The 15,202-nt window shown below is 54.7% G+C and carries 7 protein-coding genes; all 7 read left to right on the top strand.

What is annotated here, in order from left to right; all coding sequences use genetic code 11:
- Positions 1–5: 5 nt before the first annotated feature.
- The 7 genes from KF784_02055 (at position 6) to KF784_02025 (ending at position 15,195) form a co-directional block, all read left to right on the top strand.
- Positions 6–1,238, top strand: a complete 1,233-nt coding sequence (locus KF784_02055; protein MBX3117819.1) for a type II secretion system F family protein — start codon at positions 6–8, stop codon at positions 1,236–1,238.
- Positions 1,239–1,356: 118 nt separating this feature from the next.
- Positions 1,357–2,454: a prepilin peptidase gene (locus tag KF784_02050; GenBank protein MBX3117818.1), complete on the top strand. Its 1,098-nt coding sequence runs from the start codon at positions 1,357–1,359 to the stop codon at positions 2,452–2,454.
- A gap of 58 nt (positions 2,455–2,512) precedes the next feature.
- Positions 2,513–3,337, top strand: a complete 825-nt coding sequence (locus KF784_02045; GenBank protein MBX3117817.1) for a type II secretion system protein — start codon at positions 2,513–2,515, stop codon at positions 3,335–3,337.
- Between the two features lie 37 nt (positions 3,338–3,374).
- Positions 3,375–5,354: a hypothetical protein gene (locus KF784_02040; GenBank protein MBX3117816.1), complete on the top strand. Its 1,980-nt coding sequence runs from the start codon at positions 3,375–3,377 to the stop codon at positions 5,352–5,354.
- A 1-nt stretch (position 5,355) separates the two neighbouring features.
- Positions 5,356–7,473, top strand: a complete 2,118-nt coding sequence (locus KF784_02035; GenBank protein MBX3117815.1) for a prepilin-type N-terminal cleavage/methylation domain-containing protein — start codon at positions 5,356–5,358, stop codon at positions 7,471–7,473.
- A gap of 7 nt (positions 7,474–7,480) precedes the next feature.
- Complete coding sequence (locus KF784_02030; GenBank protein ID MBX3117814.1) at positions 7,481–10,576, top strand: hypothetical protein; 3,096 nt, start codon at positions 7,481–7,483, stop codon at positions 10,574–10,576.
- Entirely contained in the window at positions 10,576–15,195 is a 4,620-nt protein-coding gene (locus tag KF784_02025; protein MBX3117813.1) for a hypothetical protein, read from the top strand. The genes KF784_02030 and KF784_02025 overlap by 1 nt, the downstream gene beginning before the upstream one ends.
- The last annotated feature ends 7 nt before the right edge of the window (positions 15,196–15,202 follow it).

Here is a 15,202-nt window from a genome sequence, read left to right as displayed (position 1 = left end):
AACCCATGCCAGTCTACAGCTACACCTATAAAGACGCTAGCGGCGGTTTTCAAAAGGGAACAGCCGACGTTGAAAGTGAAGAGGTTCTTCGCAAACGTTTTGAAGAGCAGGGCTTCGTGATTACCGAAATCACGATGATCAAGTCGAAAAGCCCACGCGCCAAGACGTACGGAAAAGTCCGTCTCACGAACCTTTCGATCTTCTGTCGTCAGTTCTCGACCATGGTCGATGCTGGCGTATCTCTCGTGCGCTGTCTTGACGTTCTTGCGCAGCAAACACAGGATCCAAAGCTGAAGAAGATCATTGCCGACCTTGGCGAGCGGGTAGAGGGAGGCGAAAGCCTTTCCCGTGCAATGCAACGACACCCGCGAACCTTCAGCAACCTGTTTGTTGGACTTGTCCGAGCTGGTGAAATCGGTGGTGTCTTGGAAGAATCCCTCCAGCGACTTTCGCAGTTCTTGGAGAAGGACGTTGAACTTCGACGCAAGATCAAGTCAGCGATGACCTATCCGGTCCTCGTTATGGTCATGGCGTTTGGTATTACCTTCTTCCTGGTTTATTGGTTCGTTCCGCAGTTCGCAAAAATCCTTGAAGATCTTGGATTGAAAAAGGACGACATTCCTGGACCAACACAGTTCCTTATCGATCTTGCGCACAACATCGAAAAGAACTGGTGGATCATGCTGTTGACAGTCATCGGCATCTTCGTGGCCTACAAGCTTTTCGCAAGCACGAGGTTTGGACGACGAGTCGTCGACCGAGTCAAGCTCAAAGTGCCTGTCTTTGGCAAACTCCACCATAAGATCTGTATGGCGCGGTTTAGCCGAACGCTTGGCACGCTGCTCACGTCAGGTGTTCCGATTCTGCAAGCGATGGAAACAACGGCGGGTGTCGTTGGCAACACGATCATGGCAGACGCTGTGATGGAAGCTCGCGCTCGCATCAGAGAAGGAGACCGTATTGGGGATCCTCTCGAAGCCTCACGACTTTTCCCACCCATGGTCGTTCACATGATCGGTGTCGGTGAGGAATCGGGTTCGCTTGACTTCATGCTTCAAAAAATCGCAGAGTTTTACGAAGCAGAGATCGAAGCGACTTTGGCTTCACTAACCGCTGCGCTTGAACCGATCATGATTGTCTTGCTCGGCTTCATCGTCGGTTTCATCGTCATCTCGATGTTCTTGCCGTTCGCTCGTGTTATTGAACGCCTCTCGGCGGGCTCTACAGACTCCGGCTAAAGAGAGAGCTATCGATTAAGCGCTCTGCAGTTCAAACTGCGGGGCGCTTTTTTGCTTTATGAACTCAAAATCAGTACAATGACTCCACGCGGCAAGGATCGCTGCACAACGAGCAAACGTGGGATCAGGTTTCTTTCCGGAATGGACATGGATCGTCGGCTTTGTAATCGGCGCGTTCATAGGCAGTTTCTTGAACGTGGTTATTTACCGCGTCCCCCGAGCCATCCCTCTTTGGAACCCTAGCCACAGCTTTTGCCCCTCTTGCAAAGCACAACTCGGCTTTAGCGAGATGGTCCCTCTGTTGAGTTGGCTTTTTCAGAAAGGTCGATGCCGATTTTGCGCGTCAGTTGTTCCTGTCCGGTACTTCTTGGTCGAACTCCTGAACGCGGCCATTTGGGGTGGGATTTGGTACCAGTACTTTAGCGCAACATCCGACCTCTCCCACGGCATTGCCTACCTCGCCGCATCAAGCACACTCGTCGCGATCATCTTTATCGACTGGGATCATTACATCATCCCGGATCAGATCAACGCGTTCCTGTGGTTCATTGGCATTTCTTACAACATCTGGCTTTTCATCGACAAGGACGCTGCCGCCTGGACGTGGGGCACCCCGAGTGCGTTGGCTGGCTGGCTTGTTGGCACAGGCGCTCTTTGGGGCATCACCTTCTTAGGAAGGGTGATGCTGGGACGCGATGCGATGGGACACGGCGACATTAAGATGGCGCGGGGTATCGGAGCGGTACTCTTTCCGTCACTCGCGCTAATGAGCTTCGCGCTTGCAATTGTCGCGGGAGCGGTTCTTGGTGTAGTCCAAGTCATTCTTTTCAAAAGACAAGAGGCACAAGAATCCTCTGCGAATGCAGCAGAGTCTGGAACATCTGGAGACGGTGATGCCGTCCAAGAAGAGGATCAGGAGGCATCAGAAGAGGAAGAGCTTGAACCTGAGTCGATACCAAGTTTGCTTAAGTGTGGGCTTGGATACGTCTTATGTATTGACATCGTGGGGCAGTTCTTCCCCAAACTGTATGAGAGTTGGTTCGGTGAACCGGCTTTTGAACCGATTGAGGAAACTGAAGACTATCCGATCGAAAGGACAATGATTCCTTTCGGTCCATATTTGGCGTTAGGGGCTATAGCTGCCGTTGTATTTCAGCAACAGCTGCTTGGTCTCGTGAACGCATATATGCGTTGGGCATTCCCGCCGCCAACGTAGGGAACAAATAGGCGGGTCAGAGGGTCATAGAAAGGATTTAGCCAGTGGAGCGAGGATTATGAAGCGGAACCGCGCCTTTACACTTATTGAACTGTTGACTGTTATTGCCATCGTTGCCATCCTGGCAGCGATCATCACTCCGGTGATTGTTCGGGCGAAGGATTCGGCTTATCGCAGTTCAGACATCAGCAAGATGAACGATATTCGTTCGGCACTTCAGCTATACAAAGCTGACCAAGGCGAGTATCCCCCGGCATTGCTGGGATACATCACTACTTATTCCGGCGATCCGATGACGAATGACATCATCCCCGCCAACTTGCTAAACAACAACTATTTGTATTCAAAGCGGGTTCCGGCGCTGGAGACGTTCCGCCCCGCATTCAATCGCACGGCGGTTGATGTTGCCACGACTGCGGTCTGGCCCAGGCAGCCTGCTGGCGGACCGGGCATTGTGAACCAGCGGTTCACCAACACCGACCCGGTTGTCCGCCCGAGCTTCTGGACGGGTTCCTGTGTGACGATCCCATCACGCTTCTATAAGATCAGCGGCTATGACGTTGCCGAGGTCCCGACGCAGCCGAATCGTACTGAACTGAGATATGCGCTTTTCTGGTCCGAGCTTGCTACTCCTGCCGATCCTTGCAACATTCAACCCAACGAGCGAGGAAGCGCTATGGATAGCCCAAGGCAGCTTGGCTACGCAGAGCCTCCCGAGGACACTGTCGTGACTTGGGATAGCTTCTTCCGAGAATGGACAGTCGAATCAGGTGTCCGCGTTCCGCTGCGGATCAAACGCGATATCGTCCTTTTCCTTGGTGGAGCCGCCCGCCCGATGGATTCGCGCGCTGTTTATGACCTGAACTGGAGAGTCGGACCGTAACGCTTGGCGTGCGGATGGATAGGATTTGGAGAAAATAATGAACCGAAGCAGGCTTGAAAGAGGTACGTCGCTCATTGAGCTGCTTGTCGTGATTGTGATCTTGCTGATCGGGATTCTTGGCGTTGTCCAGGTCTTCCCCGGTGGCTTTGGTGTCCTTCGCGATCGTGCAAAGGCCACAGAGGCAACCCAGCTTGCAGGCACGATGATTGACACGCTCAAGAGCCATTCCGAGCAGCTTCCGGAGATGATCGTCCCCGTTATCTACCTTTGGAATGGCAGTAACGTGACGATTGTGACCGACCCGAGTCGTAACAACAACGACTTCAGTATTGCGGGTGGTGGCGTTGCTCAGAACGGCGAAGTGATTGACGCCATGAACAATCAGCTTGGGCAGTGGCAGTACCTTGGCGCGGCAAATATCATGCGCCGTATCATCGGTGAGGGTGGTCGAGTCCCCGCCCCCCGACAGGTTGGCCCAGCCACTTTCGGTGGCCTGATGGTTCTGCAGTTTGCTCCGATCGTTTACAACGCCCAGTACAGCAACCTATTCATCGTATACGGCAACGAAATGGTTCGCGGATATGGCGATCCAGGCTTCCGACCAGCACGGCCTTGGCAGTACTTCTTGGAAGATGCCGACGAGCCGAACGGTCGATTGTATCTGCCTCGCCCTGCAATCAATAATTTCAACGGACGATGGGTGTACCGCGTTCAGATGACCTGTTGGGTCAGCGATGGTGCAAATACCTTCCGTCGTGATGTCATCGGTCAGACTGCCAATGTCCCCTTTGTCGTTGGCGGAGGCTGGCAGGCGTTCGATCTTTCGACCCTTGCCGGACTAGGCGGCGGTGAAACGTTCGTAGGCGCAGACTGGGATACTGTACGCGTTCAGCACGTCTTTGACGAGGTTCCAACATTTACCGGCGGATCCGAAGTTTATGAGTACCAGTTGCTCGACGCGAACCTCGGAGTCCTGCTTTTCCCGCCGAATGCGTATGACCATCAAGAGCGTCGGCCAGGCAACCGGCGAGTGCCCCTTGTCTCACGCGTTGACTACGACGTGTACGACTGGCGAATCATCCGAGACGACTTCCGAGTTGTTGATGAGGACCCCTACCAAGCCAAGCTCACTCTGCGCAACATCAAGGTCATTAACGGATTTGAAGCCGACAACACCACATATCTGGGTATGCCGATTCCAATCCCGGACGGTGTTGGTGGAACACGTCAATCCGACGTGATTTTACTTGACGTTGAGACGGGCGCAATTGTCCTTCATGACCCGAATAATCCGCCTGATCCCACCCCGCCGGTAGGCACGACAAGCGACTACATGTCGGTCGATCCCACTCGATCCTCTTTTGTAGTTGACAAATCTATCGGTTTGGTTCGCTTCATCGATGCAGATCGAACGACACCTGGCCTTCAAATTCGCATTATCTATCCTGGCGATACGGTACCGACAATCGTTAATGCTTCCGGCAGACTGCTCCGCGCTCTGTATCGAGCGAACGGTGAGTGGTCGGTGCAGGTCCTCAAGGCTCCAGCAACGTTTAATCGAGCCTATGGCACGCCCAGCGTTGCTCAATTCTACGTCGGGCAGACGCCGCTCCCAAATCCTCCCGGAGGAGTTGGACCCGGCTCGGCGACACGCATCTACTTCCCAGGAATGGACGTTGGCAAGAAGGTTGTCATCGGTGAGATTCACTACATCTCCGGTGGAACCCAACAAGTGATGCGCGATCAAGAATTCACGATCCGACCCGCCGCAGGCGATCCGGTAGGTGCATTTGCGGAGATCACGGAGATCGACCCTGGCGCTACGACCTTTGATTGGTCGGTTGGCGCCCCCGTGAAGCGGGTAAAGGGTGCGTCCGTATCGGTGCGTGTCCTCTGGAACCCTTCAAGTTTCACCTTGGGTCCGGACCCAACTGCAAACCTCCAAGCGATTGAGCGATGGGGACGCAACTGGCGTCGATACACTGTCGAAACCTATCTGCAACGGGGTGAGGACTGATATGAAAGCCCGAGTTCATAAGACACAGCGCGCGTTTACGCTCGTTGAAATGCTGACGGTTATTGCGATCACGGCAGTTCTGCTGACGCTGATCATTGTGCCGGTCATCCAAAGCTTCAATTTCACTCGCGCAGCGGAAGGCTTTTCCGACGCTCAAGAAAAAGGACGCCGGCTCATTGAACGGATTTCACGCGAGATTGGCAACGCATCGGACATTCGAGATAACTCTGAGCGACGTGGCGAGTTGGCATTTCAGGTGCCAGGACGCAATGGCGTTGCCATCGCTCCGATTATCTTAGAGAACACGAAGCTTGACATTATCAAGGCCGCTGAAGGCGAACCGATTTTCGGTCCGGGTGGTGGACTTTGGAATCCGAATATTGGCAAGGAGGACCCAACTCAACAAAGTCCAATCGGGCAGATTGTTCTTCCCGTAGCCCCAGGCTCTACGATTATTCGATACGCTGTCGGCCTACGTGATCCATTTCGACCCTATAACAACCCCTACGATGGCATCCTGATGGCGCGAAACGGTGATCGCGACAACCTATTTGTCCTTTACCGATTCGAGGTACGCCCCTATATTTGGCAAGGTGGACGTTACGTCGCCAACACTACGCTTTTTGAAACTGATCCCGGAACGATCATCGGCGGCGACCCACTTACCGCAAAGCCGATCCTGGATGATCCGTATTTCTTGATTCCTGACCGTGACTCCACCGGCACAATCCTTGGCGGTGCTGCGCTCGCAGCAAAGCAGGCGCGAGTTCAAGCCTGGCTGGATGCCAGCACGAACATGACCGAGGTGAGTCGCTACGATATGATCCAGGCCGTCTTCGAGCGGCGAACACGTCAGCCGATTTACGACGGCGATGTTCCCAGGCTGTTGAGCTTGATTCAGTTTAAGCCAGCTAGCATCGGCAATGAGCCTGCTACCGCGATGGCAGCCGTGCGTATCTCGGAAGAAACCGACAACCGCCAGGAGTTGGCTCCGGACGTTCTGCAAACCAAATACCACTCGTGGACTTCGAGCTTGGTGCGAATGTGGCCCTCCGGATGGAGTGGCAATAACCCCTATCTGCTTGGGCGATGGGAGACGACACCAAACGGACCAAGGTTCATCATCTTCCTATATGACCCGCTTTCCGGCCAACCCGAACTAACAGGTGGCCTACAGCAGTTTGACTCCACCTACTACGATTTGGTCGTTGCAGCGAATCACCCATATCCGTTCAGCAAATCGCTGATCCCAGCCAATCTCTCGACGATTGCACAGCGCGGCTTCTTCACTCCATATGCGGTCAACATGAAGTCGGGACGCATCACCGCGAGCTTCTCAATAGAAGAGGTTGGAGACCCCACACAAACGATTTTCCGCGCCGACAGGAATCGCCCGACAGCTGAGACCGGACCGGAGCTCACACCCTCGAACGATACGAACACGGGTGGGACAATTGCTGATCCAATCTATGCGCCTAGCAATTCGCTGTATCAGATCAATAAGCTGTTTAACAAGATTTGGATTGAGAATCCGGGCCTTCGCCCGAATATCCATCGATTTATCGACTTAAGAGTTCTGCCTGCGCCCGACGGTACACCGAGTCCGCTCCACCCTGATCCGTTGACCGGATTTGCCAAGGCGCGCATGGTGCCCGGCAGCGAAATCGTGACCGGACCGGATCAGCGCCCAGGGCCGAACTACGGCAATCCCGTTCGTTACACAAGAACGACGCGAGAGCCGAGCGCGAACCAATATCGAATCAACTACGTAAACCAGCCCGAACCGAACTATGCTCTGCTTGGCTTGCCGAACCCTCCGCCGGTTTATACGCCTTCGGATATCGTTTCGGCTGTCATTCAGCCTCGGTATAAGGCAGGATACGTCCAACTGTATTCCGACCCGAACGTGCCACTTCCAAACACGCTGGCCCTGGGGAACATTACAGTCAGTTATCGCTTCCAATTCACTGGGGTGGGAGATACCTTTGCCGTGGATTACGACACACGCGAGCTTATCGACGTGCTGCTCACGATTCGCAACTATACGCAGAGCAATCTGCCTAACCCGCAGACGATCACATTGAAGGCTACGCCGAACGTGCGCAACGTCATCCGGTGAGAAAATCATGAGTTTGAGACGCTATCGACGAATTATACAAAAAGGCCAGACGCTGATCATTGCCCTGGCGGTTCTCGCGATCTTGCTGATCCTCGGGTTTATCTTCGCCGGGATTATCAACCGGAACATCATCCAATCGGCGAGGAGCCAGCAGCGGTCTGTCGTGGACGATCTCGCAGAAGCGGGTGTCCGTTTCGCACACTCACAAATGCTGTACTCGGCAAGTGGCGCTGACTGGCGTCCGACGCCGACAGCTCCCATCGACATCCCCTTGACCCCAGGGATCGAAGACCCGGATAACGACTATCTGCAGCCGGGCGGACCCGATGGTCTTGGCGAATACGCAAGGGTTAGCTTTACTCAAGGTCGAGCTCTAATCCGAGTTCGATATGCGCCGAGTGATGCCTACCTCTTTTCGACCACGCAGTCGGGGCCGCTTCGTAACCCAGGCCGTGCGCGGTACTTCACGATTATCGAGTCGATTGGCCGTTACGGAGCCATTAACCCGAACGACCCAACCACGGTCAACATTCAGGACAAGCGTGAGTCGCGAAAGCTCATCGCCTTTGCCTCGATCGGCATTATTGAAACGGCGCGATTTGTCACGGACAAGGATCACACGAGCCGTGCCGCTGAGTTTGGAATTCCCAATCCACTCGGAGCAAGTTATGAGGGAGCTCCCGTCCAACCCGTACAGGTGATGGGAAATAACCAGCAGGTCTTGCTTTTTAGCCCGACCCCTGGTCCGTTTGCCCCGCTCGCCCAACCGTTTGGAGCAAGCCTGTATTGCAACACCGATGTCGTGATTGACGGGCAGTTGGAAGCAAACATGAACAAAACGCTCGGCGATGGATGGTACATCGCCGGAAAGATGCGTGGAGCAGACAACAGCGCTTTTCTGAGGATGAACGTCTCAGAGTGGGATGCAGTTGGCGGCAACTGGATCACCAATACATCGACGCTGAGCAATGCCGGTGTGCTGAGTTTCGACAGCACCAACCCGAACTTCTTCACGAATTCTGGAATCCTGCGCGACAATGCGGATGGCAACGATCAAAGCGGCTATCCGAGAAGCGTTGGCAGAAAGGAACCCCCGTCTATCCAGGTTACCGACCCGGATAACGGCAGCAACCGCTATCACTTGCTTACAGCCGACAGCGGCATTATCGGCCCGCGAGGAAACGACGGTCGATTTGGGCACGGCAGCGGCGTTTATGTCAACAACTTCAACGACAGTCAGCTTGGCAGCGATGAGACGGCTCGCGAAACACAGGGATCAAACAACTCGCTCGTTTACGAGTGGTTCAACCCGCCAACCGCCACAAGTGGTGGTGGTACAACCAGCTGGCAAGGGCAGTACTACATTCCGCCCGGCGCATACGTTGAGCTTTTGAGCGATGGTTTCCGTATCACGCGCAACGCTGCGGCTCCTCAAGCTGAAAGGCACTGGCGACGGCCCGATGGCACCGATACCGGCAGCAGCGCAATTCGATATCGGATTGGAACTGTCGGCGGCGTGACGTACATTATCAACTCCTTTACGCCTGGTGTGAACATCAACGATCCGGCTCCGAACTTTACGCTTGGTCGAGTTTTTAACGGTGTTCTTTACTTCGAAGGCAATATCCGAATCCGTGGGATTATCCCCACGAACCGACAGCTCAGCATCGTCTCCAATGGAACCATCTACATCGAAGGAAGCATCACGAAAGGTGTGGACATTGGTGGAGCCCGTATCAACCAGCCGAGCAGTTCGATGCTGGCTCTGATGGCAAAGGATTACGTTGCCGTTAACACGACGATGTTCTACGGGCCCAAGGTTGCCAACAATGTCGATCCGGGGCGAGATCTCATCCGGATGAATACAGGCGGTGGCACGATCAGCTTAGCGATGGATATGCTTCTCGACCCCAATGGGCCGGGAACCAATCCACTAAACCCGTCGACATGGGGACTCTTCTCGTGGGGACCAAACCCCGACCAGGGTTATAGGCAGTTTTCAAACGCAGCAAACAACACGGGGCTTCGACTGCCCGCTAACCTTATCGTGAGCCACACGATGGAGGATGGGCAGGCTCCCTATACGTTTGTTGGAGGCGATGTCAACTTTGGAATCGGCACCCCTGGGAACCCGACGACTTATCTTTGGCCGATCGCGCCGTTGTCGATTTCTAACTCGGCTTCTGGCATCGCAGGCTATAACGCAGGCTACATTGAGCCCGGGTATACACAGCCGAACTTTGCGCCGATTTATGGTCTTGGCGCCGAGCCTTGGCAGCGCTTCGCAAAGTTTGAAACGATAGCTTTCCCAATCGTCCCCGCAGACAATACGCTGAACTACGCTTATCCGTTCTTGAGCATGACGAATAACCAAGGTGAAGGCCTCTACAGGTTGATCGCAGGGACGACGAACGATATCCGTTTCCGCCACAATGCCGTTGCCTTTGGTCCGACGAACAACTGGCTTATGTCCAGAGCTGCCGTCGTTCCTGGAGATATCCGCATCGAGGCTGCGATTTATGCCGAGGAAGGCTCCTTTGCCGTCGTGCCAGGCAATTGGTTTAACGTCAACCCGAACGATTCGCGAGATGCTTTCAACAACGCGGTTGCGGCTTATCAGGGCGCACCGAACAACCTTCCGCTTGCCCAGGCTATCCAGGCCGCACAGCAGGATCGTCTGACGAACTATGGCTCGTTCCCAGAAGCGCCCTTCTACGGTGAGCCGATTGATGTCCGAGTACAGATCATCGGTTCGGTTAGCGAAAACATGCCGTTGCCGATGAGCTATCAGGCAGAGTGGCTGAGAAAGTGGGGCTGGATCCCCCGGCAGCTTGGTGGAAGCTTCAACACCCCAGGCAACACACCCACTCTTATCCCTTGGTCGCATGTGCCGAGTGGATTTGACATCACTGGGCCGGACCTGTACGTTCCGAATTTGACCATTGCATACGACCCGGCTCTGGCGACAGCAAGTTGGGCTGGATTTGACAACTCGGTTCCAAACCGATACATACGAACGGATGTTTATGGCAGGGCGTTGCCGCCCATGCCAAGGCTGCCCGTCGGGCCGAAGTTGGTTTACTTTGGAGAGGTACGTCGATAATGATTCGCAGAATTCTTACGCTGGCTGTGATGATAGGCCTGGTGACCGCGTTCTCCGCGGGCCAGGTTTCTCAAGCTCAAAAATCGGTTGACATTCGCGCGGGCATTGTCATCACAAGGAGCTACTCGGGGCAGAACTTTAACCCCTATGTTTGGTACCTCTTGGACCTGAACCGACGCTCGAAACCGGCAGGTTGGAATTTTTACAACCCAGCCGCTCCGACGCGTGTGACCCCGGCTGTCAATGCGCGCTGGCCTGGCTTAGCCCTCAACGCCCCGGTGACCAAGCGTGATGCGCCTTACTGGGAACTCGATTTAGACGGCGCAAGCGATTCGCAAATGGCGTCGTTTGATGTGCTGCACCTTGGCATAGGTCGGGCATTTTCTCTGAACTCAAACGAGCGTGAGAAGCTGCGTCGATTTATGGAAAACGGTGGCGTGCTTTGGGTCGAAGCCTATGGTGATGCCAGCCCGATGGACCTCGTGAACGCGATGCCCATCGCGTTTTCAGTGTCAACTGCAAATATCGGCGGCGTACCGAATCTTGTTGCTGACTACACGCACCCGATTCTAAACTTCCCGAACCAGATTGGAGCCGATCAGCTTCGCACGATGCAAGAGGATCGCATCGCTCCTGCCGCTCGCGGAATCACCTATGCCGATCTTGCCGCGGCGGGCTACGGCGGCCTTGTACCTATTCAGTCTCCCTTGGTGGCGGACTCCTTCCGATTAAGCCCAATCGCCGAGGACCCGGGCGGAGCATTTATAGCCGTCGGTAGCGTCGGCGACGGCCATATGGTCGTTACGATTCGTGGCATTGCCAATGCGATCAGTGGATCGACGGCGGTGAACGCAAACAACTCCGGTTTTGGCGGTGGTCCGTATGTTCCGAATATCGGCGTAACTTCTGCGAAAGAGTTTTATCGGCGTTCTGGAGACGCGGCTTGTAATCTCGCCGTGAATATCGTCAATCTGGCGAGCGGGTTTAACCAATCCTCCAAAGGTAGCCATCGACAGAACAGCAGCCCCATCGACCTTGGAGCCCCGCTGCTCAAGTCTTTCTTTGGATCGTTGGTGCTGGCCCCAGGCAACTTGAACTATGTTCCGCCTGCCGTATACAAAGGTCTCGTTTTTGTCGTTAACGACAACCGCATTTTTGCTTTCGACAGTCGACCAAGCCAAGACCTGAATGGCGATGGTAACCCTGACGATGGAATCCAGGATTTCGTTTTTGGTGCAAATGAGGACCTCGTTTGGAGCAGTCAAGCTTTGCCTGGGCCAATCTCAGCGCCAATCGTCGTTGAAGTGCCGAGCGCTGGCGGAACGGTCAATCAGCTTGCCGTCGTAGACTTTTCCGGTAATTTGCGCATTTTCAATGCCTTGCCGAACACTCCGGCGCTTAATATGGCCCCGGTTGCCACGATAGCGCCCCCTGCAAACTTCACACCGTTCGACACGAGTTTGACGGGCCGCGGCCCTTACTCGGCCACGTATCACGATGGGCTCTATTTCGTCGTTGATGAAACGCCTTCCGGCTTCACCAACAATGGTCGTGTTTGGGTTGCAAGCGCCGACTCGCTCGCTAAAGTGACCTCGGCGAACGACTGGCTGGTGGGAGGTCCCACAAATCCGATTTTCCAGCGTGCTTCGGGTTCTGCAACGGTGGGATACATCCCAATTTACGATAATTCGGGTGGCCTTGATCGTGTTCTTTATATCCCAACCCGACCTGGCCCTCCCGGCGGACCGACCGCAGGAATGATCAGTATTTGGCTTGGCGCTCGAGGCGAGAAGCCCGTGAGCTTTGGGCAATCGGGAACCCTGCTGAACGTACAAACCCGTGCGAATCTCCAAGGTCTTGACGTTTATCTCCCGCCCGCTAGCCCAAGTCCGCTTGGAGTGAAACTCACGATTCTCGATCCCAGCGGTGTGCCCTACTCGACAGCACAGCTAGATACTTGGTTCACGGGTGCGGTCACTCAGACGAGTGGATTAGTCACCTTTACTCTCAAACCTGCCGTGGTTCTCCCGGCAAACATCGGAGTAAGGATCGATTACACGCTTGATTGGGGCACCGGCTCGCCGGCAACCAATGCCCAACTCGTACGAGGAACCGTAAACTTCCCGGATGACTCCTCGCGATCGCGCCGAGTACTTCACAATCTTGCGCTGTCCTCGCATGGAACCATTCATGCCGTTCTCGGCAACCAGACCAGTGGAGGCACCTACTTCGCAATCCGTGAAGAGAATGGACGTGGAACGTTCCGGCTGTTGAATCGATACGAGCTGTATCCTGAGCATCGCTTCACGCTTAATCAGACGGTGACGACGACTTACCCCGAGACACTAACGGACAACGACCCGCTGAAGTCCTTGATTCCAGCGATTGTTCTCGGAAGCGGACGATTTGCGAACCTCGCGTTCAAGAGCGGTCCGACAGTTCTTGGCGACGTCGCTTATGTCATGGCGGGCGCCTCGGTTGGCTTTGTGCCCACTTCGATCGTCATGGCGTTTGATGCGGACCCCGAGCCTGCCGAAATTAAGTTCGAGGGGCTTACCTCTGGGTTCTCATTGATCCAACCCGATTTCGCGCGAAGCGATACCAAGACTCAGCCCACGGCTTTCAACACTGTTCAATCCTCGCAGGTGAACTATGAGGCAGACGCCGGTCGAATTCGAATCGACAACTTGATGACAACCTCACGCGGTCCAGTACAAAACGCGCTGAGCAGAAGTCAGCCTGTCATCCTGCGTCGAAATGGACAGCCAGATGTCCTGATCGAGCCGGACCGAAACGGCAGCAAGTGGAATACGCTTCTTTGGTACACCGTGTATCACGGCTATCAGAACGATTCGCCACCGCTGGTCACCGGCAATACGGTCTTCTTCGCGTCGCGTAGCGCCCTCCCAGACATCGTCAGTGGAGTTCCTTTTGGCTCTTGGTCAGAGAGTGGCCTTTTGAGCGCACTTGACGCGGATGTGAGCCCGAATAACGCTTTCCTTAAGGCAGACAACACTCGGCCCTGGTTGCAGCAGCTAAATCACCTTCAGTTCCCGGCCCCAGGCGTCTTCTCACCGAATCCGTCCTTGCGCTGGCCGCAATTCACGGGAGTGACGAACTTCACACAGTGGCGAACGAGGCTGTTCCAGACCGTTCTGGACAACTCAAACACGGCGTTTGGTGTGGTCGGTGGCGATGGCAGTTTGTTTAGCTGGAGCCCGGCTGGACTGTTTGGGTTCAATAAGGCAGATTTTGTTGTCGTTGACGAGGGGCGCGTCGCTCGCTTCGATCCGGCGGGTAATCCGCTTTGGTCGAGCGACAGCAGCGTACTGACCTCTCCAACCGTCGATGGTGGCAACTCGAACAGCACCAAGCCGCTCGTACGACCGACGAAGGCATACGCAATGAACTCACGCGAGTATCTCATCGTGGATACCGGCGCGGATCGAATTGTGCGGATGGATATCAATGGTCGGGAAAGCCGGTCCATCACAGGCTTGCAGCTTGATCCTACATTTGGAGCGCCAGATGGTTTCAAGACCAACGGCCCCACCAATTTGAGCCAGCCGAGGGATGTTGTCTCTTATGTCTCATTTGAGGCGAGCCCAGCTGGATTTGCCGACGCAAAGCCGCTCGAATACTGGGTGCACTATCTGATCGCCGATACAGGCAACAAGCGGCTTATCGAATTGGTCGATAGATATGAGGCTGATCCGGTGACTTTGCGCCGAGGTGATCCCGTGCTTTACACGGCGAACAACCAGAGGGCGCTTGGAGTGTTGATTTGGCATAGTCCATCCAACCTCTCCGGTAAGCAGTTCGACTATAACAGCGTCGCCAGGGTCTGGTCAGAACCGACCGCTGGTTCTGGGCAGTGGGTCTTTGCCGCAGGCATCGGCTCGGCTTTGCCAGCACGCGTTGATTTCGGCCTGGATGTTCCAACTCCGACATCAATCCGTGAATCGGTTGCTGGAAATGGTGGAGTTGTCGTCTTTGATGCAAATGGTTCCTTCGTGATCAACGAAGTCACAGTGCCTGGCAACCCAGCCGACATTTTCTGGAACCCGACTACGGCAAGCTGGAATTCGCCCCTTAAAAATCAATATCAAAAGCGAATTGGCAACGTGAGCTCGGTCACGATGCGAAACGTTATTGATCCCAACTTTGGACAGCGCCTTGCCATCATGTTCACCGATGACGAGGGCGTTTTCGAGATCATCCAACCCGCAGTTGCTTCAGGCAACCTCGATCCCACCGCCGGATGGCAGGTTCGATGGATGATTACCCGAGAGGCATTCAAGTTCATGCGGCGTGATACGGTAACGGACGTCCCCATCGGATTCAACCCAACCGACTTCCGTCCAATGTATGCACGTCGTTTGGATTCGGGTGAGGTTTTGCTGGTCAACGGATATCTGGGTAGACGCTTAAACGGCGATCCCGTCTCAGGCGAAGTAATCCAGCTTGATGGATTGATCGACGGATCTGGTGTGGCGTCATCAGGATTCTGGTTTACAAAGCGTAATTTTGGATTTAACGCACTCAGCATTAAATTTGAGCTGCCCCCGATTCAGGGCGCTCGAGGATTGGTACTGCCGGTGTTTAGCGACCGGAGATAGGGCGGAT

Source organism: Fimbriimonadaceae bacterium (genome assembly GCA_019638775.1).
Lineage (GTDB): Bacteria > Armatimonadota > Fimbriimonadia > Fimbriimonadales > Fimbriimonadaceae > JAHBTD01.
Note: the sequence above shows the minus strand (reverse complement) of the source record. Positions and strands in the feature narration are given on the sequence as shown.

What these genes read in the sequence shown, in the direction of transcription:
- KF784_02055 (MBX3117819.1), top strand. Translation starts at nt 6, where the DNA reads ATGCCAGTCTACAGCTACACCTATAAAGACGCTAGCGGCGGTTTTCAA.
- KF784_02045 (MBX3117817.1), top strand. Translation starts at nt 2,513, where the DNA reads ATGAAGCGGAACCGCGCCTTTACACTTATTGAACTGTTGACTGTTATT.
- KF784_02040 (MBX3117816.1), top strand. Translation starts at nt 3,375, where the DNA reads ATGAACCGAAGCAGGCTTGAAAGAGGTACGTCGCTCATTGAGCTGCTT.
- KF784_02035 (MBX3117815.1), top strand. Translation starts at nt 5,356, where the DNA reads ATGAAAGCCCGAGTTCATAAGACACAGCGCGCGTTTACGCTCGTTGAA.
- KF784_02030 (MBX3117814.1), top strand. Translation starts at nt 7,481, where the DNA reads ATGAGTTTGAGACGCTATCGACGAATTATACAAAAAGGCCAGACGCTG.
- KF784_02025 (MBX3117813.1), top strand. Translation starts at nt 10,576, where the DNA reads ATGATTCGCAGAATTCTTACGCTGGCTGTGATGATAGGCCTGGTGACC.